The organism is Promicromonospora sp. NPDC057488, assembly GCF_042802395.1.
Classification (GTDB): domain Bacteria; phylum Actinomycetota; class Actinomycetes; order Actinomycetales; family Cellulomonadaceae; genus Promicromonospora.
Window position 1 is genome coordinate 1 of sequence record NZ_JBHVEG010000083.1, and the last position, 26,900, is coordinate 26,900.

Below are 26,900 nucleotides of genomic sequence, written 5' to 3' on the forward strand. Positions count from 1 at the left end.
GACGCCATCACACGCGTCGGACGCCCGGCCCCGGAGGCGTTCCGAGCGCCCGCAAGGGCGGCGGTAGCGCCTACGAAGGGGCAGTGCTCACAAAGGGGCAGCGCTTGCAAGGTGCTCCTGCAAGGCACTCACGCAAGGCACTCATACAACGATGGTGCCCACCCGTTGGCAGTGCTCACACGTCGGCGGTGCTCACACGTGGATGGCGACCCGAAGTAGCCGACGCCCCATGTTGCCCAGTTCCCGCCCACACGGTGAACCCGGAGCCATTTTTCACCCGCTCTATGGGACGATGGTGCCGTGTCGAGCTCGCTGGTCGGCATCAGTCCGACGCCTGTCGAAGTACCGCCCGTCGTGCACATCCTGGCCGGACGACTACGGCCCGGCGCGACGGTAGTTCCCGTATGGCGCAACGAGTACGGCGGTTTCACCGCCCGCCTCGAGGACCGGCGGACGGCGCCGGGCGCGGCGTCGTCCCGGACCGCGCCGGATCCGTTCCCCGGAAGCCCGTATTCCAGCAGCCAGCGGCTCCGGAATCAGCACCCTGAGAACAAGCACCCCGGGAATCAGCGCACCGGGAGTCAGCACCTCGGGAGTCAGCACCTCGGGGGTCGGCGCCTCGGGAGTCAGTATCCCGGAGGTGAGCGTCCCGGGGGTGAGCGTCCCGGGCGCAGGTACACCGCGAGCTCGTACCTCAAGTGGGTGCCCCGCTCCTCGTCCTGCCCCGACCCGGTCGGCGAGGCAGACCGGCTCATCTGGGCCGGCACGTTCACCGCGGTCCCCCGGGTGCTCGACGTCGGGCGGGACGCACACGGCTCCTGGCTGCTGACCGAGGCCGTCGAAGCGGACGACGCGGTCGCGACGTCCGCCATCGAGCCGCGGTGGCGCACACTCGCCCAGCGGTCGGCGATCGCCATCGGGATGGGCCTGCGCCGGTTCCACGACGCACTCCCGACGGACACCTGCCCGTTCATCCGCACCGCGGAGCTGCGGGTCGCGACCCTGCGAGGTGTCGGCCTCGGTCCGGCTGCCGGCTCGGCGACGTCGCCGGTGCCTGCGGCGTCCGCGGCATCAAGGATCACCGCGCTCTCGACATCCCCCATGCCCCCCGCGCCCTCCCCAGCCAACGCAGCCACCGCACCCAACGCAGCCACCACACCGGACCGCGGCCGGTTTCCCGCCGCCCTCGCCGACCCGCCGCCCGTGGACCGCCTCGTCGTGTGTCACGGCGATGCCACGGTCCCGAACACCCTGCTCGACAGCGCCGGCCGGTTCGCGGCCCACGTCGACGTCGGCGACCTGGGAGTGGCCGACCGCTGGTCGGACATCGCGGTCACCACGCGCAGCGTCACCCGCCGCTACGGCCCCGGCCTGGAGCCGCTGGTGCTGGCCGCCTACGGCGTGGCACCCGACCCCGAACGCACGGCCTACTACCGGGCCCTGTGGGACGTCGAGGAGGCACTCCGGGTACGCCGCGCGGAACGCCCGCGCCGGCAGACCGGCCCACAGCATCACCTGCGCCGTGCGTCGTAGACCCGGTGCATCACGAGCTCGATCGGGCCGCGCGACCACCGCCGCAGCCACAGGGGCGCCGCCACCATGAGGATCAGCGAGATGGCCGCCCAGATCAGCACGACCTGCCACGCGTCGCCGCCCGCGAGACCGAGTCCCCAGTCGTAGCAGATCACCGAGGCGAGCACGTTCTGCAGCACGTAGCAGGACAGCGCCGTCCGCCCGATACCCTCGACACCGCGCCGCAGCAGGCTCGGCCTGCCCTCCGGCCTGCCCTCTGGCCTGCTCTCCGGGCCGCTATCCAGCGCGCTCTCCGGGCGGCTCCCCGGCCGACTCCCTGACCGGCTCCCTGACCCCGCTCGGGCGACGAGCGTGGTGCCGAGCGCGAGGATGCCCAGCGCCACCAGCGGCGGGACCAGGTACCGGTCGACGAGCACCCAGGTCGGCCCGGCCCAGGTCGTCAGCGCGTTCAGCGGGATGCCGACCCCGAGCCCGATCCACGCGAGCCGACGGCGCAGCCGCGCGCCGTCCGGCGTCATGGAGAACATGCCGGCGCGCACGAGGCGCGAACCCACCAGGAAAAGCACGGTGGCCGACGGGACGATCAGGAACAGCTCGATCCGGAACACGTCCATGTGGGTGAGCCGCACCAGGACCTGGTCCAGCCAGCTCGCCGTCGACAGGGACGCCCCGCCTCCGGTCCCGGACGCGCCGACTGTGGACGCGCCAGCCGTGGACGCGCCAGCCGTGGACGCGCCGGCAGTGGACGCGTCCGAGGTCATGGCCAGGAGCACGGTCAAGCCCGCGATCGCCACGACGTAGACGCCGGCCACCGCGCCGGCCCAGACCCGCACCACCCGGTCGCTCCGCCCGATCAGGTAGGCGGCGAGCACGGACGCGATCGCGTACCCCATCAGCACGTCGAACTCGAAGACGAGGACGTAGTGCAGGAAGCCCTCGACCAGGAGAATCGCGGCACGCAGCAGGTACCGGCCGGGCCACGGCATGCCGCGACGCACCATCGACCGGTACTGCAGCTCGAGCCCCACCCCGAACAGCAGGGTGAGCAGCGCGAGGAACTTCCCGTTGGACAGGGCCTGCAGCACCGTCCGCGCCGGGTCGTCCGTCGCGAAACCGTCCGAGATCCACGCGGCCGGGCCACCCGGGGTACTGAACAGCCAGACGTTGCTGGCGAGCGTGCCGAGGATCGCGATCCCCCGCAGGACGTCGAGCGCGAGGATGCGACCGGTCGCGCCCGTTGGACCTGAAGACGCCGTCGCCGGCAATGCTGGCTCCGGCAGCGCTGACTCCGGCGACGACGACTCCGGCGGTGACGACGCCCGCAGTGATGACGCCTGCGGTGCTGACGTGCTCGATGACGGGTTGGTGGCCATGGTCCGAGCCTGTCCCGACCGGGATGCGACGGCGTCGGCCGTTCGGGCGATCTCTGCGGGGCGCACGTACATCCTTCGGAGGAGGCGAGACCAGCACGCCGCGCACAGGCGCGGAATTCACTTCGTGGTCCGGCGACCAGGTCTGCCACGCTGACCCCATGACCATCCCCACCGAAGCGGCCTCGGTGCCCGACGTCGTGCGTGACCTGGCCGGCGACGGAGTCATCACCCCGGCCTGGCGCAACGAGCTGGGCGGCCTCACGTTCCAGGTCGACCCGGGCGCGCAGCAGCGCCCCTACTTCGTCAAGTGGATGCCCTACAGCGACCGGGCCACGACCGAGCGCGTCGACCTGACGAACGAGGCCGCCCGGATGCGCTGGGCAGCGCCGTACACGCCGGTGCCGCAGGTGCTCGAGGTGGGGTCCGACGACGAGGCTCAGTGGCTGGTGACGGTCGCGATGACCGGCCGCTCCGCCGTCGACCCGCGCTGGCTGGCTGAACCCGAGACCGCGGCGCGGGCCATCGGGGCCGGGCTCCGGGCGCTCCACGACGTCCTGCCGGTCGAGGAGTGCCCGTGGACCTGGAGCGTCGAGGACCGGATCGCCGTCGCCGAGGACCGTGCCGCACGGGGCCACGCCGCCGTCGGCTGGTCGGTCGAGGCGCGGGCCCGCGCCGCCGACGCTCCCGACCACGACCGCCTCGTGGTCTGCCACGGTGACGCCTGCGCGCCCAACACCCTGCTCGACGACGACGGCGCGTGGGCCGGGCACGTGGACCTCGGCGGCCTCGGCGTCGCCGACCGCTGGGCCGACCTCGCCGTCGCGACCTACAGCCTCGCCTGGAACTACGGCGAGGGTTACGACCACCTGGTCTACGAGGGCTACGGCATCGACGAGGACCCGGACCGCGTGGCCTACTACCGCTTCCTCTGGGACCTCGGATGAGCGGGGCGACGGCCGACGACGTCGCCCCGGGGCTGCTCGTCGTGACCGGCCCTCCCGGCTCGGGCAAGTCCACGGTGTCCGAGGCGCTGGCCGACCTGTGGGAACCGAGCGTCCTGGTGGAGGGCGACGCGTTCTTCCGGTTCCTGCGGCGCGGGATGGTCCCGCCGTGGCTCCCGGAGTCGCACGCCCAGAACGACACGACCGTCCGTGCCGCGGCCGCCGCCGCGGGCGGCTTCGCGGCGGGCGGCATGGCCGTCGTCTACGACGGCGTGATCGGCCCGTGGTTCCTGCCCACGTTCGCCCGGCTGAGCGGCGTCGAGGCGCTCGACTACGTGGTGCTGCTGCCGCCCGTGGAGACCTGCCTGAAGCGGGTCGAGACGCGCACGGGCCACGGTTTCACGGATCTCGACGCGGCCCGGCACATGCACGACGACTTCGTCCGGGCGACGCTGCCCGGCGCGGTCGACCCCGCCGGCTCGGTCGACTCGGGCGGCTCAGACGGCTCGGGCGGCTCGGGCGGCTCAGCCGGCTCGGGCGGCTCGCCCCGCCCCGCCGGCCCGCCCGGGGCGGTGCTGAGCGATCTGCCGGAGGACGTCGCCGGGGTGGCAGAGGCGATCGTCGCCGCCATGGCCTCGGGCCGGACCCGCTACACGGTCGAGGGCTGATCCAGCCGGCTCACCCGGCTCACGCGGCCCGCTCGATCCGCTCGGCCCGCTCGCTCGATCCGCTCCGCCCGATCCGCTCCCCCGATCCGCCCAGTCCGATCCACCCAGTCCGCCCGATCTGCTCAGTCCGCCTGAACTGCCGCGGCCTGGTCGGCGCGCCGCGCGCGGTGGGCGGCCTGGGCATTGCGGTTGCTGCAGGTCGTGGAGCAGTACCGGCGTGACCGGTTGCGGGACAGGTCAAGAACGATTCCCTCGCAGTCATTGTCAGCGCAGACCGCGAGGCGGGAGAGCTCGTCGTCGCGGATCACGTCAACCATCGCCATCGCCGTCTCGACCAGGATTCGGGTGGCAAGGGGCGCATCGCTCGGCACGGCGTGGATGTGCCAGTCGGCCGGCGGGTGCCGCACGAGCTGCGGTACCGCGCCGGCGTCGGCGAGCATCTCGTTCACGAGGCCGGCCGCGGAGTCCCGGTCCGCCGTGAGCAGCTCGCGCAGCCGGGGCTGCAGGCCGAGCACCTCCTCCAGCTCCGCCTGGGTGCTGTCGTGGCGGCCCGTGTACCCCTGCCCGGCGAAGAACGCGTCCAGGTCCGCCACCGTCGTGATCGAGACCGGTGGCTCGGCCGCGTTCACGAGCACGACGGCGGCCTGGAGCGATTCCTCGGTGTCATGAGTGAAAACCACGTTGACACATTACTCGCCCCGCCCGTAGCGTCAGGACTCATGGGCGCTGTGACACCTGACACCAACGGGCCGGGTAACTCCGGGCGGGGCATCTCCAGGCTGGGCACCTCCGAGCCCGGTAACTCCGGGCGAGGCATCCCGGAGCCGGGGACTTCTGGGACTGGCGTTTCGAAGTCAGATATCCCTGGGCCGGGCCCCGCACCTCGGGCAGGACGCCTGCCGAACAGATGGCGGCTCGCGAGCTCCGGGCCGTCGCGGCACCTCACGCTGGGCCTGCTGTTCGCCGGCGCGTCCGCCGTGGCGTTCAGCCTGTCCGGGGTGTTCGCCAGCGGCCTCCTCGACACCGGGTGGAGTCCGGGTGCGATGGTCCTCGTGCGCGTTGCGATCGCGACCCTGGTCGTACTCCCGCTCGGCATCGTGTCGCTGCGCGGTGACTGGCGGCCCGTGCGGAAGAACCTCGGACTGATCGCGGTCTACGGCGCGGTGTCGGTCGCGGGCTGCCAGTTCGCGTACTTCTCGGCGGTCCAGCACATGCCGGTCGGCCCGGCCCTGCTCATCGAGTACACGGCCCCGGCGGCCGTGGTCCTCTGGTTCTGGCTGCGCCACGGACAACGCCCGACCCGGGCCACGATCGGCGGCACGCTGCTCGCAGCCGTCGGGCTGGTGCTCGTGCTGAACCTGATCTCGGGTGCGCCGGGAGCCACCGCCGTCGACCCGGTAGGAATCGCGTGGGCCCTGGTCGCGATGCTCGGTGTCTCCACCTACTTCGTCATCAACGCGAACGTCGACACGGGCCTGCCGCCGCTCGCCCTCGCCGCCGGCGGCCTCACGACCGCCACCGTGGCCCTGGGGGTGCTCGGCGCGACCGGGCTGATGCCGCTGGAGTACAGCACGGCACCGCCGGTCTACGCGGGCACGGCGGTGCCCTGGTGGTTGCCGGTCCTCGGCCTCGGCATCATCACCGCCGGCTTCGCGTACGTCGCCGGGATCGCTGCGGGCCGCCTGCTGGGCCCCAGGCTGTCGTCCTTCGTCGGGCTGTTCGAGGTGGTGTCCGCCATCGGCTTCGCCTGGCTGCTGCTGGGCGAGCTCCCGCAGCCGATCCAGCTCGTAGGCGGCGCGCTGATCCTCGCGGGCGTCATCGCGGTGCAGGCCGGCGAGAAGCGCGTGGACGCGGGCCCGGCCAGCGCAGGTCCCGCCAGTCCCGTCCCCGCGGACACGGTTGCCGCGAGCGCAACACCCGCAGCCGCGGGCCCGGCGAGTGCTGGCCCCGCGCGCGCTGGCCTGGCAGGCGCTGATCCGGCAAGCGCTGACTTGGCAAGCACTGACCCGGTCAGCGGCGCGCTCACGAACACAGCGTCCGCGGGCACAGAACCAGGAACGGCGCGGCCAGCACCCGACCAGCTGGCGGGCGACCAACCGACAGCCGACGAGTTCGTGGGCGACCAGCCGACGGGCGACCAGCCGACGGGTGACGAGCCGGCCGGCGTCACACCGACCACGACTCGGTAGAGCGACCAGAGACCGCCACACGCACTAACGGGCACCACCAGGCACTGCCTGCGTCACAAGCACTGCCTGCGTTACAAGCACTGCCCGCGTCACAAGCACTTGGTGCACCGCCGGGCGCCGTCACGTTGCCCGGTCCGGCGGTTCGCCCGCACCGAGCGGGATCGCGGTCTCGGCTGGTGCGGCGGGATCGGCGATCGTCCGACCGTGCCGGTCGGTGAAGGCCCACCCTCCGACGCCCTCGCGCCAGCGCATGGCGACGTGGGTCGTGTCGACCAGGTCGTGATGGTGGTAGCAGAGCAGGGCGCCGTTGGCCACGGAAGTCTCGCCGCCGTCGGCCCAGTGCCGGACGGCATGGTGGACCTCGCAGCGCGACGGCGGCTGATCGCACGACGGATAGACGCAGTGCCGGTCCCGGGCGATCACTGCCCTGCGCATCTGGCCGGTCACCGTCCGATGCGCCCGCCCGACGTCGAGCACCGCACCGTCCGGGCCGAACACGACCCGTGTGATGGCACTGTCGCAAGCCAACCGGCGGAACAGGGTCCTCGGGATGACGCTGTCGCGCCCGTCTCCGGCCAGTGTCGGCGGGATCGACTCGAACGCTGCGCTAGGCCGCACGGAAGCGGCTTCTCCGGCACCACCACCAGCCGCACCAGCCGCACCAGCAGAGCCCCGGGTGGCGTCAGTGCCAGGACCCGCAGCCTCGCCGCTTCCAACCCGCGCGACCAGGCGTTCCATCTCGTCGAGCGACACCAGGACACTGATCTGCGGCCGCACCGCGGCCCCCGAACCGGTCCGGCCGTTGTCGAGCGCGGAGCGCGCGAGGTCCGCGAGCGCCTGCGCGCGGCGCTGGGTCGCCGTCCGGTCGTCGCCCGGCACTGGCTTGCCCATCACGGACCCGAGGGCCGCGCTCAGGGCGTGGCCGTGCTCGTCGGTGAGGAACCCCCTGACGTGGAAGCCGTCCATTGTCTTGGAGAGCTCGAGGTGCTCGCGCTCCTTCGCGATCCGGTAGCCCCGCTCGTCGGCGTCGGGGTCTGCCTGGTCGGCGAACCGGTCGACGATGCGCCGGAAGCCGTCCGGAGTGTTCAGGTCGATGTGGGTCAGCAGCAGCTCTTCGCCCGTCATCGTCACGCCGGTCGGTCCGGCGTCACCATCAGCGGCGCCCCCGTCAGCCTCGCCGGAGTCACCGTCGTCGGGCCCGGCACTCCCGATCACCTCGAGCTCGGTCACACCGGGGTCCACCAGGACCTCCTCGGCGAGCGCCTCCGCGCGCAGGTCCGAGGTCGGCGCCTTGTCGATCATCGCGCGCAGCTGCTCGGGTCCCACCCGGCCGGCCAGCGCGCCGGCGAGCGTGGCAGGCAGGTGTGCGGTGAGCCGACGTCCGGCCTTCACGTCGCGGCTCGCCGTGCCGAACCGCACGCCTTCCCGCCGGGACAGCCACGCCGGGAACGTCCGCGACCCATCGGTCGCCCACAGGCCGTGCGCCTCGATCCTGGGCAGCCAGGACACCCGCAGCACATCGAGGCGGTGCACCGCCCTGCGCAGCACCGGCGACAGGACCGTGAGCCGGTCCGCCACCTCACCGACACCGACACCAGCACCAGCACCAGCACCAGCACCAGCAGACTCCAGCACGTCCAGCGCCTCCGGACCCGCCACCTCCACGAGCTCGTCGACGATCCGCCCCAGGTCGGCGACGACGTCCGCCACCCCGCGCGGGGCACCCGCCTCGTCTCCCACCGGATGTGTCACCTCGAGAACCACGGCCGTCACCTCCTTCCCACGCCACCACGACCCCGAACAAGACCGGGCCACAACCCAGAACGAGCACCAGACCGACACCCATGAGACAGCACTCACCGTCTCGATCCACCACCACCGTAGAGAACAAACGTCCGCCGCAGAGCTCAGAACTCAAATCTGTGCACAACTCGTCAACGAGGCCCCCTGTGGTCGCACTCCCTTGGCGCAACCACGGCACGACGGTCTCCTCCACCCCTCCGGCAGCCCGCCCACGACGGCACCCCGCCCGACATCGTCGTCCCGCTTCACCCCCTGCAAGAATGGGCAACATCATGACCGCGCCCTCCTCGACGACGTCGACAACCTCGACCGCCCCCACCTCCGCCGACCGACCCGCCACGTCGGGCGCCCCGAAGCCGGCAGGGACCCTGATCCCCTACCTGCCCGCGCCCACGGGCAAGGACCCCGACCCGGACGTCCTGTTCGAGAAGTTCGGCGAGTGGGCCGCGGCGGGCGGGCGCGCGCTCTACCCGCACCAGGAGGAGGCCCTCCTGGAGGTCATGACGGGGTCCCACGTGGTCCTCGCGACACCCACGGGCTCCGGCAAGTCGATGGTCGCGATGGGCGCGCAGTTCGCCGCCCTGGCGGCCCACCGCTCCGGTCGCGGCGGCCGCACGTACTACACGGCACCGCTCAAGGCACTGGTCAGCGAGAAGTTCTTCGACCTGGTCGCCGCGTTCGGCTCCAAGAACGTCGGCATGATGACGGGCGACTCCGCCGTCAACCCGGACGCCCCGATCATCTGCTGCACCGCCGAGATCCTGGCGAACCTCGCGCTGCGGCGCGGCGACGCCGCGGAGGAGAGCGACACCGCCGCCGACGACGACGCCATCGCCCAGGTCGTGATGGACGAGTTCCACTACTACGGCGACCCCCAGCGCGGCTGGGCGTGGCAGGTGCCGCTGCTGGAGCTCACGAACACGCAGTTCATCCTGATGAGCGCCACCCTCGGTGACACCACCCGCCTCCGCGAGGACATCGAGGAGCGCACGGGCCGGCCCGTCGCCGAGGTCGCGGGCGCCGAGCGCCCTGTGCCGCTCACCTTCTCGTACGTGGTCGAGCCCCTGACCGAGGTGATCCAGGAGCTGGTGACCACGCACCGCGCGCCGGTGTACGTCGTGCACTTCACGCAGAAGGACGCCGTCGACCGGGCGCAGTCCCTGCTGTCGATGAACGTCTCCAGCAAGTCCGAGAAGGAGGCGATCATCGCCGAGATGGGCGCCTTCCGGTTCGGCACCGGGTTCGGCAAGATCCTCAGCAAGTTCCTGCGGCACGGCGTGGGCGTGCACCACGCGGGCATGCTGCCCAAGTACCGGCGCCTGGTGGAGCGCCTGACGCAGAAGGGCCTGCTCAAGGTCGTCTGCGGCACCGACACTCTCGGTGTCGGCATCAACGTGCCTATCCGCACGGTGCTCCTGACGAGCCTGGTGAAGTTCGACGGCGAGCGCATGCGCCACCTCAGCGCGCGCGAGTTCCACCAGATCGCCGGACGCGCGGGCCGCGCCGGGTACGACACCGTGGGCGAGGTGCTCGTCATGGCGCCCGAGCACGTCATCGAGAACCGCAAGATCCTGGCCAAGGCCGGCGACGACCCGAAGAAGCTCAAGAAGATCGTCCGCAAGAAGGCGCCGTCCGGCAGCGTGAACTGGACCGACGCCACCTTCGAGCGCCTGCGCGACGCCGATCCCGAGCCCCTGGTCTCCCAGTTCCGCGTGAACCACGCGATGGTGCTCAACGTGCTGGCGCGCGGCTCCAGCCACGGCACCGGACACGGCAGCGGGCACGGCACCGGACACGGCCAGACCGGCGCGACCGACCCCGTCGACGCCATGCGCCACCTCCTGACCGCCAACCACGACTCGGAGACGCAGCAGGCCGAGCACGTGCGGCAGGCCTTCCGCATCTACCGCTCGCTGCGGCTCGCGGGCGTCGTGGAGAAGGTCCGGGTGCCCGACGGCGACGGCGGCATGCGGCCGTCCGCCCGCCTCATGGTGGACCTCCCCCGCGACTTCGCGCTCAACCAGCCGCTGTCGCCGTTCGCGCTGGCCGCGATGGACCTGCTCGACGTCGAGAGCCCCACGCACGCGCTCGACGTCGTCTCCGTCATCGAGGCCACCCTGGACGACCCGCGCCAGGTGCTGATGGGGCAGCAGAACCGGGCGCGCGGCGAGGCCGTCGCCGCCATGAAGGCAGAGGGGCTGGAGTACGAGGAGCGGATGGAGCTGCTGGAGGAGGTCACGTGGCCCAAGCCGCTGGCCGACCTCCTGGAGCCCGCGTTCCAGACCTACCGCCGCACCAACCCGTGGGTGGCCGACGCCGAGCTGTCGCCCAAGTCCGTGGTGCGCGACATGGTCGAGAAGGCCATGACGTTCGCCGAGATCGTGAGCGTCTACGGGCTGGAGCGCACCGAGGGCGTGGTGCTGCGCTACCTCGCCGACGCCTTCCGGGCGGTCCGCCAGGTGGTCCCCGACGAGCACCGCACCGAGGAGGTGCAGGAGATCATCGAGTGGCTCGGCGAGCTCGTGCGCGGCGTGGACTCCTCGTTGCTCGACGAGTGGGAGCGCTTGGCCAACCCCGTGGACGACGATGCCGACCTCGTGACCGACGGCGAGCTGGCCGACGCCGGCGCCGAGGCACCAGCGCGGCCCGTCACCGGGAACCCGCGCGCGTTCCGGCGCCTGGTCCGCAACGCGATGTTCCGGCGCGTCGAGCTCGTCGCGCGCGAGGCCTACCCGGCACTGGCCACACTGGACCAGGGCTGGGACGCCGACGCGTGGGGCGACGCCCTGGACCCCCTGTTCGACGAACAGGGCGACGACGCCGTGGGCATCGGCCCGGAGGCGCGGTCGGCCGCGCTGCTGACGATCCTCGAGCCCGGCGCGGAGCTGCCGGCAAGCGGGACCAGCGGGACCAGCGGCAGCGCCGGCTCCGGCGGACAGGAGGGCACGACCGGCCGCGTCGAGCCCGGCACGTGGTGGGTGCGGCAGGTGCTCGACGACGCCGACCGCAACCGCGACTGGGCGATCACGGCGCTGATCGACCTGGCGGCGAGCGACGAGGCCGGCGAGGTCGTGCTGACCGTGCTGTCCGTGGGCCAAATCTAGGCCGGCCCCGGAACCAAGCAGCTGGGTCAAAGCAGCCGGGTCAAAGCAGCCAGATCAGGGCCGCAGGACCATGGCGGCCAGATCTAGGCCGGCAGCCAGATCAAAGCAGCCAGATCCAGGGCGCCGGGCCGGGCGGCCGACGCCGCCCGGCCACCCAGTCGCCCGGGTGGCCGGGTGGCCGGGGTCGCCAGCACCCGGGAAGAACATTTCCCGGGTGATTTACCGTCTATTTACCCAAGTTCGGCCGTGGCATAAACTCCGGTATTGAAGATCCGGTCAGCAGCGCCGCTCGGGCGCTGCCTGGACACAGGAGTGCCAATGACGACGCACCTGCCCTCTCCCGACCGCTCCAGCCCCCGACGAACCCGACGAACCCGGCGGCCCCAGGACGCCCGCCACCCGGCCGCCCGACGGCCCCTCAGCAACTTCCTCAGCGGCTACCTCAGCAACTACGTCACCGCCGGTCTCGCCGCCTGCCTCGCCACGCTCACGGCTCTCGCGGCGGCAGTACCGGCAGCCGCCCCGGCGACCGCGGCTCCCCTCCCCGCCGACGGCCCCGGCGTCGGCACGCCGTGGGTCGTGACCCTCGGCGACTCCTACATCTCCGGCGAGGCCGGACGCTGGGCGGGCGCCTCCAACAGCGACTCTGACCGGGCCGACGCACTCGGCCCGACCGCCTACTTCGACAACGCCTCCGGCACGGGCGAGACGATCGCACGCTGCCACCGCGCATCGTCCGCCGAGGCCTACATCGGCGGCGGTGTGGAGGGCCTCAACCTCGCGTGCAGCGGGGCGACGACCGCCACGTCGACCGGCACGAACTTCAAGCCGGGCATCGACTTCTACGAGGGCTCGGCCGGCAAGGGCCAGGCCCGCATGCTCCAGGAGGCCGCCGCCACGAGGAACGTGCGCATGGTCGTCGTCTCGATCGGTGGAAACGACTTCGAGTTCGCGAGCGTCGTGCAGTCCTGCGTCGTCAACTTCCTCACCTCGCCGACCTGGTGGAAGAACTACTGCCACGACGACAGCTCGGTCGCGGCCAACTTCACCGCCTCGAACGTCGCCGACGTCCGGTCCCGGGTGGTGGGGGCGCTCGACAACGTCGCGACCGCGATGGCCGACGCCGGGTACAGCACCAGCCAGTGGACCCTCGTGGTCCAGACCTACCCGTCGCCCGTGCCGAACGGCTCCGGGATCCGCTACTCCGAGTCCGGGTACACCCGCCAGTCCACGGGCGGGTGCGGCCTGTGGAACCGGGACGCCGACTGGGCCAACTCCACGGCCCTGCCCACCATCAACGGCGCACTTCTGGGTGCCGCCGCCGACGTCGGACTGCCGAACGTCCGCACCCTCGACATGACGCACGCGTTCGACGGCAAGCGGCTGTGCGAGAGCGGCGTCGGGCTGTACGAGGAGGTGGGCCTGCCCAGCTGGCAGTCGGCCGGCGCGGTCGACCGGACCGAGTGGGTCAACCAGATCCGGACGGTCTCCACCATCGGCGACTCGCCGTACTACGTCCAGGAGTCCCTGCACCCCAGCTACTGGGGGCAGCTCGCGATGCGCAACTGCCTGCGCCAGGTCTGGAACGCCGGGAACCCGCGCAGCGGGAGCTGCACCGTCGGCAACCTCGGGGCGGCCAGGCTCACGCCGTCGGGCGAGCCGTCGATGGTCCTGGGGCCGCTCGACTAGCCCCTTGGCACGATGCCGTGTCAGACGTACAGGTCACCCCGGTGACCTGTACGTCTGACACGTCGGGAGGGGGGATCAGACCAGCCCGAGCAGCCCTCGGCCGAGGGTCGCGAACCCACCGATGTAGGCGAGCGTCACGAGCACCTTGCGCGTCGCGCTCGCCGAGATCCGGCCCACGAGCAGCTCGCCCAGCCCGATCGACGCCACGAGCGCGACGCCGACGGTCACCCACTCCCAGACGGCGAAGTCAGGGAACGTGACGTCGGCGACCAGGAGCTTGGCCGTCATCGCGGCGATCGCATTGGTCAGGAAGATCGGCTGGGCGGTGGCCGCGAAGTCGCGCGGGTCCCACCGGTCGAGCACGGAGTAGACGGCGATGGGCGGACCACCGATCCCGGCGGCGACGCTGCCGAATCCGGCCGCGGCACCCGTGACCAGCAGCGGCAGCCGGGCCTCCGGCGCGAAGGGCCGCTCCGCGCCCCGCAGCCGCGAGGTCACCAGCGCGAGCGTCATGGCCACCACGACGACGCCGCCCACCCCGATCTCCAGGGCCGACGCGCTCGCGTCCCGGATGACCAGCGCCGCCGGCACACTCATCGCCACCGAGGCGCTCACCAGCCAGCCGTAGCGGCGCCAGTTCACGTGGCGGATCGTGCGCCCGAGCACGAGCAGCGCCATCAGCGCGCCCACGAGGTTGACGAACATGACGCCCTCGATCGGGCCGATGAGGAGCACGATGAACGGCCCGGCGACGAGCCCGAAGCCCATTCCCGCCACGCGTTGCAGGGATCCCCCGACGAGGATGGCGAGGAGCAGGAGGGCAAGCACTCCCCCTACGCTAGCCGCGCAGTTTCCGACCGGACTCCAGGGGATTGACCCGACGCCCGGCCTGGCGCTCCGCCCGACACCCCGTCCGGCGCCGGGCCCGACGTCCCGCCTGATGCCCGGCCCGACGCCCGACCTGACGACGCGTCCGTACCGCAAAACCGTTGCGCCGGCCCGCGGGCCGCACGGCACAATCGCCTCGTGGCCAAGAACTCGAAGTCCGCCCGCGCCAGCCACGGGACCCCGGCCGTCGTGGCGCTGGAGAAGTCCGGCACGGCGCACACGCTGCACGCCTACGAGCACGACCCGTCGAGCGACCTCAGCTACGGCATGGAGGCCGCGGAGGCGATCGGCGTCGACGCGCCGCAGGTGTTCAAGACCCTGCTGGCCGACGTCGACGGGAAGCTCGTGGTGGGCATCGTGCCCGTGGACCGCAAGCTGGACCTCAAGGCCCTGGCCCGCGCGGCCGGCGGCAAGAAGGCCGCGATGGCCGAGCCCGCGGCGGCCGAGCGCGCCACCGGCTACGTGGTGGGCGGCATCTCGCCGCTGGGGCAGAAGACCCGGCACGCGACGGTGCTCGACGAGTCCGCCGAGGCGTTCGACGTCGTCTACGTGTCGGGCGGCCGGCGCGGGCTCGACGTGGGCCTCGCGCCGGCCGACCTGCTGACACTCACGGACGGGACGACGGCCCCGATCGCCCGCGACTAGATTGGCCGCGACTAGACCGCCCGCGGCTACAAGGCTCAGCGCCGGTCAGGCCGCGGCTACCTGCTTGCGGTAGGTCGGCAGCAGAGCGTCGCTCGGGACGATCTGCTTGCCGAGCGGCATGAGCGAGACCGGGATGAGCTTGAGGTTCGCCCAGGCCATCGGGATGCCGATGATCGAGATCACCAGCGGGATCGCGGTGATGACGTGGCCCAGCGCGAGCCACCAGCCGGCGACGATCACCCAGATGACGTTGCCGATCAGGGAGAAGATGCCGGAGCGAGGGCTCTCGATGACCTCACGCCCGAACGGCCAGAGGGCGTACCCCGCGATGCGGAAGGACGCGACGCCGAACGGGATGGTGACGATGAGCAGGCAGCAGATGATCCCCGCGAGCATGTACCCGAGCCACAGCCCGAACCCCGCGAAGATGACCCAGATGATGTTCAGCAGCGTTCTCATGGGACCCATCCTTCCGTAGAGCAACAGGTCAGGGAACCAGGCACCCCCCTGATCCGACCCTGAGCCGATCCGACCCTGAGCCGATCAGACTCTGCGCTGATCCGACTCTGAGCCGACCAGGCCCTGCGCTGATCCGACCCTGCGCTGATCCGACCTTGCGCCGTCGTCCCGCCACGACCTCCCGTCCAGTCTGCCGACGTCCGTACGCCCCGGCACGCCGAAATAGACTCACCCCGTGTCCGACCAGCCCCAGCTCACCCCAGCCCAGCAGTCGCCCGGCACGGTCGCCGGGCGGCTCGCCGTCGTCCGCGAGCGCATCGCCACGGCCGCCGAGGCCGCCGGGCGCCGTCCGGACGAGGTACGGCTCCTGGTCGCGACCAAGACGCAGACGGCGGACGCCGTGCTGGAGGCGCTGGCCGCGGGTGTCGATCTGATCGGCGAGAACCGCGTGCAGGAGCTCGTCGCGAAGGCGCCGGCCGTGGCCGACCGGGTGGCGGACGGCGCGCTGCAGGTGCACATGATCGGTCACCTGCAGCGCAACAAGATCAACCAGGTGCTGGCCACGGCCACGGGCCTGGAGACGCTGGACTCGCTCGACCTGGCCCGCGCGATCTCGGAGCGCTGCGTGCGCGACGACCGCACCGGCGACCAGGCCCTGGACGTGATGGTCCAGGTCAACGTCACCGGCGAGGAGAGCAAGTCCGGCGTGGAACCGCAGGACGCCGCTGCGCTCGCCACCGCCGTCGCCGCCCTGCCGGGCCTGCGCCTGACCGGGTTCATGACGATCGGCGCGCGCCTGGCGGATTCTCCCGAGCAGACCGTCCGTGCCGGCTTCGCCCGGCTGCGCACGATCCGGGACGAGGTGCTCGCGTCGGGCGCCCCGGGCACGGCCTCGGCGACGGAGCTCTCGATGGGCATGACCGGCGACCTGGAGCTCGCGATCGCGGAGGGCGCGACGATCGTGCGCGTGGGGACGGCGGTCTTCGGCCCGCGCCCCGTGACCGCCACCACTCTTTGACCCAGGTCACAGACGTGCGAGGGGCCTGGCGGCTAGTGTCTTCGGGTTCCCCTGCCGACTCCTTGGAGTGATCGAGCCATGTCCACGGCCACTGTCCTGCGCCCCGCGACCGACGCCGACATCTCGCACCTGGTGACGCTGAACAACGCCTCCGTGCCCGCCGTCCCGGACACCCCGGCCGACGGCATGTCCGAGCTGCTCGACGCCTCGTCGCTCGCCCTGGTCGCTGTCGACCCGGCGGCGCCCACGGACCCCCTCGGCTTCGTCGTCGCGCTCGAGGGCGGCGAGGACTGGGCAGGCGAGAACTACGCCTGGTTCGAGGAGCGCGGCCTGGACCACCTGTACGTGGACCGCATCGTGGTGGGCGAGGGCGCCCGCGGCCGCGGCATCGGCCAGCTCTTCTACGACGCCGTGTTCGACGCCGCCCGCACCGCGGGCCACGACGTCGTCACCTGCGAGGTCAACCTCAACCCGCCGAACCCCGGGTCGATGCGCTTCCACGGCCGCCTCGGCTTCTCCGAGCGCGGGCAGCAGCTCACCAAGGGCGGCGACGTCCTGGTGGCCAAGCTCGCGGCGGACGTCCGCGACACGGCCACACGCCGGACCGCCGCCGCGGCCTGACCCGGCTGACCCGGCTCAACTAGCTCAGCCAGCTAGCCAGGCGAACTAGCAAGTTCGGCACTTTGCATCGAGATCGGCACAGACCTGTGCCGATCTCGATGCGAACTGCCGATCTTGACGCGAACTGCCGACCCCACCGCAACCCGCCGACATCACCCTGGCGCACTCGCTGGCCTGCTGCCGAGCAGGCGGGTCAGGCCGGCTCGATGCCCAGCCGCGCCAGCGCCTCGCGGACCGACGGCCCGCTGAACCCTCCGGCCTCGACGGCGAGCGCCGCCAGCGCCGCGGACCGGTCGACGCCCGCGACGAGCATCACGAGCGCGGCCCGCAGGTCGCCGTCGGTCGCCGCGAGTGCGTTCTCGCACACGTCGGCCTCCAGGTCCGTGGCCTGCGTGAGCAGGCGCACCAGACGCTTGCGCAGCTTCTCGTTGGTGGCGAGCACCTCGACCATGAGGTTGGAGTAGGTCTTCCCGAGCCGCACCATGACGGCCGTCGAGAAGGTGTTCAGCACCATCTTCTGGGCGGTGCCCGCCTTCATGCGGGTGGACCCCGTGATGGCCTCCGGCCCCGTGTTCACCAGGATCGGCACGTCGGCCTTCGGCGCCAGGGCGGCGAAGGGATTGGACGCGAGCAGCACGGTGCGTGCCCCGCGCGAGCGGCCCATGTCGAGCGCTCCCCCGACGTACGGGGTGTTCCCGCTGGCCGCGATGCCGAACACGACGTCGGCGGGCCCGACGTCGGACACGAGCTCGGCGCCCGCCGCGACGTCGTCCTCCGCGCCCTCGGCTGCCTTCTTGAAGGCGCCCAGGCCGCCGGCCAGGTGCGGGACGAACATCTCCTCGCCCACGCCGTAGGTGGGCAGGAGCTCGGCCGCGTCGAGCAGGCCCATGCGGCCGGACGTGCCCGACCCGACGTAGTGCACCCGGCCGCCGGCGCGGATCCCCTCCACCGCGAGGTCGATCGCCTCGACGATGCGCGGGTGTGCCGCGCGTACCGCGGCGATGACGGCGGCGTCCTCGTCGGTGATCATGCGCACCATGTCCGCCGTGGAGACCACGTCGATGTCACGGGTGCGCGGGTTGCGCTCCTCGGTGGGTGAGACCGGGCGCGGCGCCGACTGTGCGTGCCGTTCGAATCCCGCCTCCGCGATCATCGGTGAGCCCCCTTCGTTCTTCTTGCTCTGTGCTCTTGGACTTCGTGCTGATCCGGTCTTCGTGCTGATCCGGACTTCGTGCTCATCGTTCATGACCGCTCGACTGCTCGACTACTACTGCTCGACTGCTGCTACTTCTCGCTACCGCGACCGCTCAAGCGCACCACGGCTGCCGCCGCGTTGGCCCGCCCGGTACCGCACGCCACCACGACCGCGGGGCCTCCACCGCTCAGCGTCCCGAACCAGTCCCCGACCGGACCCGGGAGTCCCGTGTGCACCACCACCAGGTCCGGCCGGACGGCCCACAGCCGCTCCAGCCGGGCGCGTTCCACCGAACCCGGGACCGGTTCCCGGGTGATCACGACGAGCGGCTCGGCACGACGCGGAGCGCTCGCGGGATCCTCCGCAGGAGGCCCCCCAGGAAATTCTGCGCCACGTTCGGTACCGATCCTGTCGAGATCCGCCGATACACCGTACCGGGTGAATCGGGCAATAAGCACTGGAAGTCCATCATCGTCCTGTCCGGGCCCCTGGGACGACCCCCCGGGCGGGTCCGCCTCCGGGAACATCCTGGCCCCGGGCCACTGGGCGGCGATCGCGGTCTGGACGTGCCGGGCCTTGCGCCCGGCGGCGTGGTCCAGCCGGACGCGCAGGTCGACGACGTCGGGCGCGGCGTCGGGCCCGAGCGGCACCAGACCCGTACCCGACACGCGCACGACGGCGTCGGCGATGCCCGCCCCGAGCTCGGCCAGCTCCGCGAGCGCCTGGCGCGCGACGGCGGCGTCCGTCACCGCTCCCGCGGCGGCCCGCCGGTCGCGGACCGCCGCGACCATCGCGCGCGTGCGCGCCCCGGACTCCTCGAGCCGCTCGACGCGCACCCGTCCGGAGGCGACGGCCCGGCTCAGCGCGTCGTACGACTCGGTGTACAGGCCGGGATCGAGGCCCAGGCAGAGCAGGTCGGCGCCGGCCTCGATCGCGCGGACGGCGGCCTCGCCGACCGAGCCGGTGAGCTCGCGCAACGCCCCCATGTCCAGGGCGTCGGTGATGATCGGGCCGTCGTGTCCGAGGTCGCGCAGCAGGCGCGTCGCCGCCGGCTCCACGGACGCGGGCGCCGGGCCGACGGCTGGAAACAGCACGTGCGCCGTCATCACGGCGTCGAGCCGCGACTGATCGACACGCGACTGATCGGCACCGGCCTGATCGACACGTGTCTGATCGGCACCAGCCCGCCCCTCGGGACACAGCGCCCGCGCGAACGGCACGAGGTCACGCTCCCGGACCACGTCGAGCGGCTCGTCCACCACGGGCAGGCCCACGTGCGAGTCCACCGTCGTGGCGCCGTGGCCGGGGAAGTGCTTGCCGCACACGCCCACGCCTGCGCTCCGCACGCCGCGGGCGAACGCGATGCCGTGCCGCGCGACGGCGTCGGGCGTGGTGCCGAACGCGCGCACCCCGATCACGGGGTTGTCGGGCTCGGAGACGACGTCGAGCACCGGGCCGAGCAGCAGGTCGATGCCCGTCGCGGCGAGCACGCGGCCGAGCGCCCGCCCGGCGTCCAGCGAGATGGCGCTGGGCAGCTCGCCGAGCGCGGCTGCCCCGGGCAGGGACGAGCCGTCGGCCGCCTCCAGGCGGGACACGTCGCCACCCTCCTCGTCGACGGCGATCACCAGGTCCGGCGAGATCGCGTGCAGGGCCGCCGACAGCGCCGCCGTCGTCGGGACGTCCGGCGTGTTCCGCGCGAAGTAGACGACGCCGGCCAGCCCGGCCCGGGCGGCGTCCGCCAACCAGGCCGGGACCGCGCTGCCGGAGCCGCCGCCGGAACCGCCGACAGAGTCGCCGCCGGAGCTTCCGACAGAGCTCTCGAACCCCGGCAGGAGCACACCGTTGACGGCCCGCTCCGTCCGGGTCGGCCCCGTCGGCGCCTCGCTCATTCCTGCGCCCTCGTCATTCCTTCGTCCCGGTCATTCCTTCACGGCCCCCGCCGTGAGACCCGAGGCGAGCCGGCGCTGGACCAGGATGAAGAAGATCATCACCGGCACCGTGATGATCGTGGAGGCCGCCATGATGGCGCCCCAGTCGTTGGAGTGGACGCCGAAGAACGAGCGCAGCCCGATCGCCACCGTGTAGTTCTCCGTCGACCCGCCGAGCATCGTCATCGCGAAGATGAACTCGTTCCACGCGGTGATGAAGCCGAAGATGCTGGTGGCGACCAGCCCGGGCGCCACCAGGGGCAGCAGGACCGACCAGAACATGCGGCCCCAGCTCGCGCCGTCGAGGTAGGCGGCCTCCTCCAGCTCGACCGGGACGGCCGCCACGAACCCGCGCAGCATCCAGATGCCGAACGGGAGGGCGAGCGCGACGTACACGACGATCAGGCCGGTCAGGGTCTCCAGCAGCTGCAGGTCGCGGACCTGCACGAACAGCGGGATCACGAGCGCCTCGAGCGGCACCATCTGCACGATGAGCACCAGCATCAGGATCTGGGTGCGCATCCGGAACCGGAAGCGGGCCACCGCCACGGACGCCAGCAGGGCGAGCGCCGAGGAGATGACCACGGTGCCGAGCGCGACGAGCAGGGAGTTGCGCAGGAAGGTGCCGAACCCGCCCTCCGTGAGCACGAACACGTAGTGCTCGAGCGTGGGCTCGGCGGGCCAGAAGCTGCTGGTGTGCCCGGCCTGCGCGTCGAGCGAGCTGTTCAGCATCCAGTAGACGGGGAACAGCGTGAACACGAGCAGCAGCGCCACGAGCACGCCCTTGCCGAGCTGTCGCAGGGGCGACCGGCGCCCGCCGCGTCGCAGCACCTGCGGGCCCGGCCGGGTGCGGCTCACCCCGCGCGGAGGTGTGCGCGGGGGTGTGTGCGGGGGTGTGCCGGTGGCGCTCATCGTTCCTCCTCCGCGAGGACGGTCCGCACGTAGACCGCGGTGACCACGAGCAGCAGCACCGTCAGCAGCACGGCGATCGCGGAGCCGAAGCCGTACCGGTTCTGCCCGAACGACTCGACGTAGGACCACACGCCCAGGTTGAGCACGGACCGGTTGGACCCGGCCCCGCCGGGCATCAGGTAGACCTGCGCGAACACCTTGAAGTCCCAGATGGTCGACAGGATGATCACGACGGCGAACACCTGCCGCAGCTGCGGCACGACGATCGAGAAGAAGCGCCGGAACGAGCCGGCGCCGTCCATCTCGGCGGCCTCCAGCATCTCCTTCGGCACGCCGAGCAGCCCCGCGAGCACGGTCACGGCCACGAACGGGAAACCGTGGTGGATCACGTTGAGCAGCACGATCGCGTAGAACGTCCACCGGTTGGTGAACCAGTTGGTCGGGTCGTCGAGCAGCCCGAGGTTCATCAGGACGTCGTTGAAGACGCCGCGGTCGGCGTCGAAGATCCACACCCACACGTACGTGCCGGTGACGGCGGGCATGGCCCAGGCCGCCATGATCGCGCTGGAGGTGACGGTGCGCCAGAAGGTGCCGAGCGACGCGAGCAGCACCGCGACCGCCGTGCCGAAGGCGACGGTGCCGACCACGGACAGCACGGCGAACCCGACGGTGTTGGGCAGCACCACCGTCCACAGCTCGGGCGTCGTCAGGATCTCGCGGTAGTTCTCCAGGCCGATCCAGTTGGGCTCGCCCGTGGTGATCTCGCGCAGGCCGTAGTCCTGCAGCGAGAACAGGCCCACCCGCACCAGCGGCCACAGGAGCAGGACCGCCAGGACCAGCAGCGCGGGCGCGAGCAGCAGCCAGGGCCGCACGGCGGCGGCCCGGGCCCGGCCCGCCCACCCGCCGGCCACCCGCCCGGCACCGGAGCCGGCGGACGGCGCGGACGGCGCGGACGGGGTGGACGGAGCCGGGGTGGGCGGCGCGGGCGCCGTCATCCAGCGCCGTTCAGGATGCTCGTCATCTCCTCGGCGGCGGCCGTGGACGCCGTGGCGACGTCGGCGTCACCCGAGAGGATCGACTGCATCATCGTACTGGTGGTGAGCTTGGCCTGCACCGCGCCGTAGGTGGGCGCGGCGGGGACGGAGGCCCCGCCGTCGACGAACTGCTCGGCGAACGGCGCCACCAGCGGGTCAGTGCTGGCCAGGGTCTCGTCCAGCAGCGACACCTGCCCCGGGAAGTACCCGGACTGCTCGGCCCACTGCTGCGCGAACTCGCCGGTCGTCATCATCTCGACGAACGTCCAGGCGAGGTCCTTGTCCTCGGCCGTCTCGAACATGCTCAGGTGCGAGCCGCCGAGCACGGACGGGGCGATGCCGCCGTCCTGGCCCGGGATCGGCACGGCGGCGAACTTGCCCTCCATGTCGGGGTTGGCCTCGACGATCGCGCCCGGGGTCCACGACCCCATGACGGCCATGCCGACGTCGCCCGCGGCGAACGAGTCGAGCACGTCGGTCTCGCGCCAGGTGGTGGCGCCGCTGGAGGAGTACCCGCCCTCGGTGGCCAGGCCGGTCCAGAACCCGATGCCCTCCTGCGCCTCGGGGCTGTCGAGCCCGGAGGTCCAGGTGTCGCCCTCCAGCGTGGCGACCTCGCCGCCCGCCGCCCACACCCACGGGTAGACCGTGAACTCGGCGTCACCGGGGACGGCGACGGCCACCTTGTCGGGGAACTCCTCCTTGAGGGCGGCTGCGGCGTCCTCCAGCTCGGCCCACGTGGTGGGCGGCTCGACGCCGGCCTGCTCGAACATCTCCGTGTTGTAGACGAGCGAGCGAACGCCGGCGTACCAGGGCATGCCGTAGAGCTGCTCGTCGTAGGTGCCCGCCTCGACGAGGCCCTCGACCAGGTCGTCGGTGACCCCGGCGCCGTCGACGTACTCGTCGAGCGGGGCGAGCGCGCCCGCGTCGGCGAACTCGGGTGTCCAGGTGGTTCCGGTCTCGGCGACGTCGGGGGTGGTCCCGCCCGCGATGGAGGTGACGAACCGGTCGTGGGCGTCGCCCCACTCGACGAACTCGACGTCGAGCGTCGCGCCCGTCTCCTCCTCGAACGCCGTGGAGACGTCGGCGAAGAAGTCCTCGGCGTCGGGGTTGGTGCCCTGCATGATCCAGACGCTGAGGGTGCCGTCACCCTCGCTGTCGCCGCCTCCACCACCGCCGCAGGCTGCCGTCGTGGCCGCGACAAGCAGTGCTCCGGTTGCCGCCGCCAGGGAACGTCGCATCGCTCGGGTCATCGTCTGGGCTTCCTTCCGCTGGTCCTGCGCTGGGTCTTGCGGGGCCTTGCGCCAAGAGCCGCGAGAGTAGCCAGGTCACATTTCCAAGAAATGAAATTCCCAATACGCGGCATTGCGTGGAGATTACTGACCGGGTGAAGTACTTGCTAGGGGTGTTACCAAACCGTGATTGCCCATCATGGCACGCCCCCTTTTCGCCCGCTCCTAAGGCACGCGTGCGGTCCATTCCGGTGTGCCGAACTTCGAATCGACCAGGGCCTGCGCCCGCCGCCACTCGTCGGGCGTGACCTCGCCCGGCACGGTCCGGTACCGCTCGCGGAACGAGGCCTCCAGCGCGTCGAGCACCTCGGCGCGGGTGAGCCCCGTCTGCGACCGGAGCGGGTCCACGCGCTTGTTGGCGCTGCGGGTCCCCTTGTCGCTGAGCTTCTCGCGGCCGATCCGCAGCACGTCCGTCATCTTGTCCGCGTCCATGTCGTAGGCCATGGTCGCGTGGTGCAGGACGGCGCCCCCGGCGAGCCGCTTCTGGGCGGCGCCGGCGATCTTGCCGGCGGGCGAGGCGATGTCGTTCAGCGGCACGTAGGTGGCGTCGATGCCGAGGCCGTGCAGGGCGCCGATCACCCAGTCGTCGAGGAACGCGTAGGAGCGCTCGAAGCTCAGCCCGTCCACGAGCGAGCCCGGCACGTACAGGGAGTAGGAGATGGTGTTGCCGGGCTCCATGAACATGGCCCCACCCCCGGAGATCCGCCTGATCACGCGGGCGCCGTGCCGTGCGGCCCCCTCCGCGTCGACCTCGTTGCGCAGCGACTGGAACGACCCGATGATCACCGCGGACTCGTCCCACTCCCAGAACCGGAGGGTCGGCCCGCGGCGCCCCGCGCCCAGCTCCTCGGTGAGCACCTGGTCGAGCGCGACGTTGAGCAGGGGCGAGACGGCAGGGGTGCGGATCACCTCGAACTCGTGGTCGTCCCAGGCCGTCGCGTGGCCGAGCGCACGCCGGGTGGCGACGGCCACGGCGTCGGCGTCGAAGCCGACGGCGGTGGCGCCGTCCAGGGCCGTCCGCACCGCCTCCGCGAGCTGCGCCTTGGACGCGTCCGCGGGCATCCCGTCGAGGGCCTCGCCCATGGCCTCCAGGGCCTCGTCGGGCTCCAGGAAGAAGTCCCCGCTCACCCGGGTGCCGACCAGGCGGCCGGGTGGTCCCGCCGCCCGGTCCACCTCGGTCTCGACACGAACCAGCTTTCCGAGTGGAACCTTGAACTCTCCTCGCACGTGTTCACACTAGGCGACGGTGCCTGTGGTGTCCGACGTCGGAGCCGCCTTAGGTACGGAAGGCAGGCACCGACGTCGGGCACGTCCGATATTTGGCGAGAAGACGCAGCAGAACAGACCATAATTTCCTCTTCTCTTTAGACAACCTTGCCCTGGTTTCGTGTCAGAATGACCTGGTGTCGGAACTCTCACAGGGCATTGATGGAGTGGCGGTCGAGACCGTCGACGCCTGGGTCGTCGCTCTCGACGTAGGCGGTAGCGGCTCGCGCCTGGTCGCCGAATTCGGCAACTCCGTAAACCCCGAGCGCATCAGCCTGAGCGGGCGCGCCGTCAAGGTGAACCACCACGGCAGCGACGCCTCGGCAGTCGTCGCCTCCCTGTGCCAGTCGTTCAACGCGTGGGCCGCCCGCATGGGCCACCACGGCATGAGCGACGGCAGCACCGCACCCGTCTCCTCGGCCGCGGTCGGCGTGACCGGGCTGACCTCCCTGGTCGAGAAGCCGCTCGACATCCACGACATCCTGGCGCGCGAGCTGCGGACCAACCGCACCGCCGTCGCCGGTGACGCGCTCACCGCCCACCTCGGCGCCCTGCGCGGACGCGCCGGTGCGGTGCTGTCCGTCGGTACCGGCGCCGTGGCGTTCGGCTACGACGGCGTGAACCGCTGGCGCCGTGCCGACGGCTGGGGCCACCTGCTCGGTGACCTGGGCGCGGGCGTCTGGGTCGGCGGCGAGGCCCTGCGCGCCGCCGGTCGCTACCACGACGGCGCGAGCCGTGGCGCCTCGAAGCGCCTGCTCGAGGCAGCCGTCGCCAAGTTCGGCCTCATCGAGAGCTGGCCCAACCAGTTCTACAAGAACGCCGAGCGCGCCAAGCAGCTCGCGTCGATGGCCCCCGAGGTGATGATCGCGGCCGCCGAGGGCGACAGCACGTCGATCCGCATCCTCGAGGAGGCGGGCCGGCACCTCGCCGACACGCTCGCGAGCGCGCTGGGCCGCGACATCCCGCCGCTGGCCTCCACGACCGGTCGCCTGGTCCAGGAGGAGTCGCCGCTCACGGTGTCGCTCACCAAGCACCTCTCCGAGGACCGCCCCGACGTCTCGCTGGTGCCGAGCCAGGGCTCGCCGCTCGACGGTGCGCTCCACCTGGCCCGCCGGCTGCGCGAGGCACCGCACTCGGTGACCGGGTTCCGCCCGTGGCTCACCATCCGCGTCGACGGCCACCACACCAGCCGTGACACCCCCGAGGACGTGGGCGCCGCCGACGTGCTCACCGCCCAGCTGTCGGCCACTGACCTGCCCGGTGACGAGCTTCAGTGAGCGACGGCAGTCACCCGCATGGTCCTTCACTGACGTGCTGTGCCCGGATCCCCGGTACGGGTGTATGTTCTCGACCCAGCCTCACCACACCTTCCCGGGAGATGCGACATGACAGGTGACGTCCTCGTCCGACTCAGGCGAGCACTGCCGACCCTGCGGCCCGCGGAGGCGAGAGTGGCGCAGACGGTCCTCGACGACCCGAACACCGTCGTCCAGTCGACCATCACGGAGCTCGCCGGGCACGCGGACACGTCACAGGCCACCGTCGTGCGGTTCTGCCGCGCCGTCGGCTACGCCGGTTACCCCGAGTTCCGCATCGACCTCGCGCAGGCGACCAGCCGCCGCGAGGTCGAGATGGAGCGGTCCGGCATCGCCGAGGGCGAGATCAACCAGACCGACGACATCGAGGCCGTCGTCTCCAAGATCGCGTTCCACGAGGCGCGCACGATCGAGGAGACCGCGCGCATGATCGACACCGAGGCGATCGAGCGGGTCGCCACGGCGATCTCCGAGGCCAAGCGGGTCGACGTGTACGGCGTCGGGTCGTCCAACCTCGCCGCCGCCGACCTCGCGATGAAGCTGCAGCGCATCGGCGTCTTCGTGTTCAGCTCGCCCGACCCGCACCAGCAGCTCGCCTCCTCGGCGCTGCTCGAGCCGGGCAACGTGGCCGTGGCGGTCTCGCACTCGGGCCAGACCCGCGAGACCAACCAGGCCCTGGAGATCGCCCGCAAGCGCGGCGCGCTGACGGCGGCGATCACGAACTTCCCGGACGCCCCGATCGGCCTGGTGTCCGACGTCGTGCTGGCCACCACCGCGCGCGAGACACAGTTCCGCGTGGGCGCCATGTCGAGCCGCATCGCGCAGCTCACCGTCGTGGACTACCTGTTCGTCCGCGTCGCGCAGCGCACCTACGACCGGTCGTCGATCGCGATCAAGGCGACGTACGACGCGGTGCGCGACCAGCGCCTGGACTTCGGGACCACCAAGGCGGAGCAGCGCCCGGCGACCCCGGTCGCCTGACCTCCCCCCGCGCCGAAGTAGAACCAGGGCGAAGTAGAACCGCTGCGG

General features: G+C 71.9%; 22 protein-coding genes. 11 read left to right on the top strand and 11 right to left on the bottom strand.

Features of this window, described 5'->3' with window-relative positions; translation table 11 throughout:
* Positions 1-702 precede the first annotated feature (702 nt).
* Positions 703-1,533, top strand: a complete 831-nt coding sequence (locus tag ACFU5G_RS17275) for a phosphotransferase (protein ID WP_377247171.1) — start codon at positions 703-705, stop codon at positions 1,531-1,533.
* On the opposite strand, the gene ACFU5G_RS17280 is transcribed toward ACFU5G_RS17275, so the two are convergent.
* The gene (locus ACFU5G_RS17280; RefSeq protein ID WP_377247174.1) at positions 1,512-2,906 is read right to left on the bottom strand and encodes a DUF418 domain-containing protein; all 1,395 of its coding nucleotides are present in this window, start codon (positions 2,904-2,906) and stop codon (positions 1,512-1,514) included. The two genes, ACFU5G_RS17275 and ACFU5G_RS17280, sit on opposite strands and share 22 nt — an antisense overlap.
* A 158-nt stretch (positions 2,907-3,064) precedes the next feature.
* Here ACFU5G_RS17280 and ACFU5G_RS17285 point away from each other — a divergent pair, with 158 nt between their 5' ends.
* Together ACFU5G_RS17285 and ACFU5G_RS17290 are read left to right on the top strand one after the other, a co-directional pair.
* Positions 3,065-3,850 (top strand): phosphotransferase, encoded by a 786-nt coding sequence (locus ACFU5G_RS17285; RefSeq protein WP_377247177.1) that lies wholly within the window; start codon positions 3,065-3,067, stop codon positions 3,848-3,850.
* Entirely contained in the window at positions 3,847-4,515 is a 669-nt protein-coding gene (locus tag ACFU5G_RS17290; protein WP_377247180.1) for an AAA family ATPase, read from the top strand. The genes ACFU5G_RS17285 and ACFU5G_RS17290 overlap by 4 nt, the downstream gene beginning before the upstream one ends.
* Before the next feature lie 122 nt (positions 4,516-4,637).
* On the opposite strand, the gene ACFU5G_RS17295 is transcribed toward ACFU5G_RS17290, so the two are convergent.
* Entirely contained in the window at positions 4,638-5,195 is a 558-nt protein-coding gene (locus ACFU5G_RS17295) for a CGNR zinc finger domain-containing protein (RefSeq protein WP_377247183.1), read from the bottom strand.
* Positions 5,196-5,471: 276 nt separating this feature from the next.
* Between ACFU5G_RS17295 and ACFU5G_RS17300 the strand changes: the two genes are divergently transcribed.
* Positions 5,472-6,704 (top strand): DMT family transporter, encoded by a 1,233-nt coding sequence (locus ACFU5G_RS17300; RefSeq protein ID WP_377247231.1) that lies wholly within the window; start codon positions 5,472-5,474, stop codon positions 6,702-6,704.
* Between the two features lie 120 nt (positions 6,705-6,824).
* Here the strand turns inward: ACFU5G_RS17300 and ACFU5G_RS17305 are convergent, their stop codons facing one another.
* On the bottom strand, positions 6,825-8,468 hold the full coding sequence (locus tag ACFU5G_RS17305) for a DUF222 domain-containing protein (RefSeq protein WP_377247186.1): 1,644 nt from the start codon (positions 8,466-8,468) through the stop codon (positions 6,825-6,827).
* Between the two features lie 311 nt (positions 8,469-8,779).
* On the opposite strand from ACFU5G_RS17305, the gene ACFU5G_RS17310 reads away from it, so the two are divergent.
* Positions 8,780-11,611 (top strand): DEAD/DEAH box helicase, encoded by a 2,832-nt coding sequence (locus ACFU5G_RS17310; protein ID WP_377247189.1) that lies wholly within the window; start codon positions 8,780-8,782, stop codon positions 11,609-11,611.
* A gap of 318 nt (positions 11,612-11,929) precedes the next feature.
* Entirely contained in the window at positions 11,930-13,300 is a 1,371-nt protein-coding gene (locus ACFU5G_RS17315) for a hypothetical protein (RefSeq protein WP_377247192.1), read from the top strand.
* A 75-nt stretch (positions 13,301-13,375) separates the two neighbouring features.
* Here the strand turns inward: ACFU5G_RS17315 and ACFU5G_RS17320 are convergent, their stop codons facing one another.
* The gene (locus ACFU5G_RS17320) at positions 13,376-14,128 is read right to left on the bottom strand and encodes a TSUP family transporter (protein ID WP_377247195.1); all 753 of its coding nucleotides are present in this window, start codon (positions 14,126-14,128) and stop codon (positions 13,376-13,378) included.
* A 198-nt stretch (positions 14,129-14,326) separates the two neighbouring features.
* Here ACFU5G_RS17320 and ybaK point away from each other — a divergent pair, with 198 nt between their 5' ends.
* Complete coding sequence (gene ybaK, locus ACFU5G_RS17325) at positions 14,327-14,833, top strand: Cys-tRNA(Pro) deacylase (RefSeq protein WP_377247198.1); 507 nt, start codon at positions 14,327-14,329, stop codon at positions 14,831-14,833.
* Positions 14,834-14,878: 45 nt separating this feature from the next.
* Here ybaK and ACFU5G_RS17330 read toward each other — a convergent pair whose 3' ends face one another.
* On the bottom strand, positions 14,879-15,292 hold the full coding sequence (locus ACFU5G_RS17330; protein ID WP_020013676.1) for a YccF domain-containing protein: 414 nt from the start codon (positions 15,290-15,292) through the stop codon (positions 14,879-14,881).
* Between the two features lie 235 nt (positions 15,293-15,527).
* Between ACFU5G_RS17330 and ACFU5G_RS17335 the strand changes: the two genes are divergently transcribed.
* Both ACFU5G_RS17335 and ACFU5G_RS17340 read left to right on the top strand, forming a co-directional pair.
* Complete coding sequence (locus tag ACFU5G_RS17335) at positions 15,528-16,310, top strand: YggS family pyridoxal phosphate-dependent enzyme (RefSeq protein ID WP_377247201.1); 783 nt, start codon at positions 15,528-15,530, stop codon at positions 16,308-16,310.
* Between the two features lie 78 nt (positions 16,311-16,388).
* Complete coding sequence (locus tag ACFU5G_RS17340) at positions 16,389-16,931, top strand: GNAT family N-acetyltransferase (protein ID WP_377247204.1); 543 nt, start codon at positions 16,389-16,391, stop codon at positions 16,929-16,931.
* Positions 16,932-17,124: 193 nt separating this feature from the next.
* On the opposite strand, the gene murQ is transcribed toward ACFU5G_RS17340, so the two are convergent.
* The 6 genes from murQ to ACFU5G_RS17370 all read right to left on the bottom strand — a co-directional run bounded on the left by murQ (position 17,125) and on the right by ACFU5G_RS17370 (position 24,516).
* Entirely contained in the window at positions 17,125-18,084 is a 960-nt protein-coding gene (gene murQ, locus ACFU5G_RS17345; protein WP_377247207.1) for an N-acetylmuramic acid 6-phosphate etherase, read from the bottom strand.
* Between the two features lie 131 nt (positions 18,085-18,215).
* Positions 18,216-20,015 (bottom strand): glycoside hydrolase family 3 N-terminal domain-containing protein, encoded by a 1,800-nt coding sequence (locus ACFU5G_RS17350; RefSeq protein ID WP_377247210.1) that lies wholly within the window; start codon positions 20,013-20,015, stop codon positions 18,216-18,218.
* A 30-nt stretch (positions 20,016-20,045) separates the two neighbouring features.
* Positions 20,046-20,966 (bottom strand): carbohydrate ABC transporter permease, encoded by a 921-nt coding sequence (locus ACFU5G_RS17355; RefSeq protein ID WP_377247213.1) that lies wholly within the window; start codon positions 20,964-20,966, stop codon positions 20,046-20,048.
* Positions 20,963-21,961, bottom strand: coding sequence for a carbohydrate ABC transporter permease (locus tag ACFU5G_RS17360; protein ID WP_377247216.1), 999 nt, complete (start codon positions 21,959-21,961; stop codon positions 20,963-20,965). Before ACFU5G_RS17360 ends, ACFU5G_RS17355 begins: the two co-directional genes overlap by 4 nt.
* Complete coding sequence (locus ACFU5G_RS17365) at positions 21,958-23,250, bottom strand: sugar ABC transporter substrate-binding protein (RefSeq protein ID WP_377247219.1); 1,293 nt, start codon at positions 23,248-23,250, stop codon at positions 21,958-21,960. The genes ACFU5G_RS17360 and ACFU5G_RS17365 overlap by 4 nt, the downstream gene beginning before the upstream one ends.
* 204 nt (positions 23,251-23,454) lie before the next feature.
* The gene (locus ACFU5G_RS17370) at positions 23,455-24,516 is read right to left on the bottom strand and encodes a biotin/lipoate A/B protein ligase family protein (RefSeq protein WP_377247222.1); all 1,062 of its coding nucleotides are present in this window, start codon (positions 24,514-24,516) and stop codon (positions 23,455-23,457) included.
* Between the two features lie 176 nt (positions 24,517-24,692).
* Between ACFU5G_RS17370 and ACFU5G_RS17375 the strand changes: the two genes are divergently transcribed.
* Both ACFU5G_RS17375 and ACFU5G_RS17380 read left to right on the top strand, forming a co-directional pair.
* Positions 24,693-25,832 carry an N-acetylglucosamine kinase gene (locus ACFU5G_RS17375; protein WP_377247225.1) on the top strand — a complete coding sequence of 380 codons (1,140 nt, stop codon included), beginning with the start codon at positions 24,693-24,695 and terminating at the stop codon, positions 25,830-25,832.
* A gap of 108 nt (positions 25,833-25,940) precedes the next feature.
* Complete coding sequence (locus ACFU5G_RS17380) at positions 25,941-26,852, top strand: MurR/RpiR family transcriptional regulator (RefSeq protein ID WP_377247228.1); 912 nt, start codon at positions 25,941-25,943, stop codon at positions 26,850-26,852.
* Positions 26,853-26,900 lie beyond the last annotated feature (48 nt).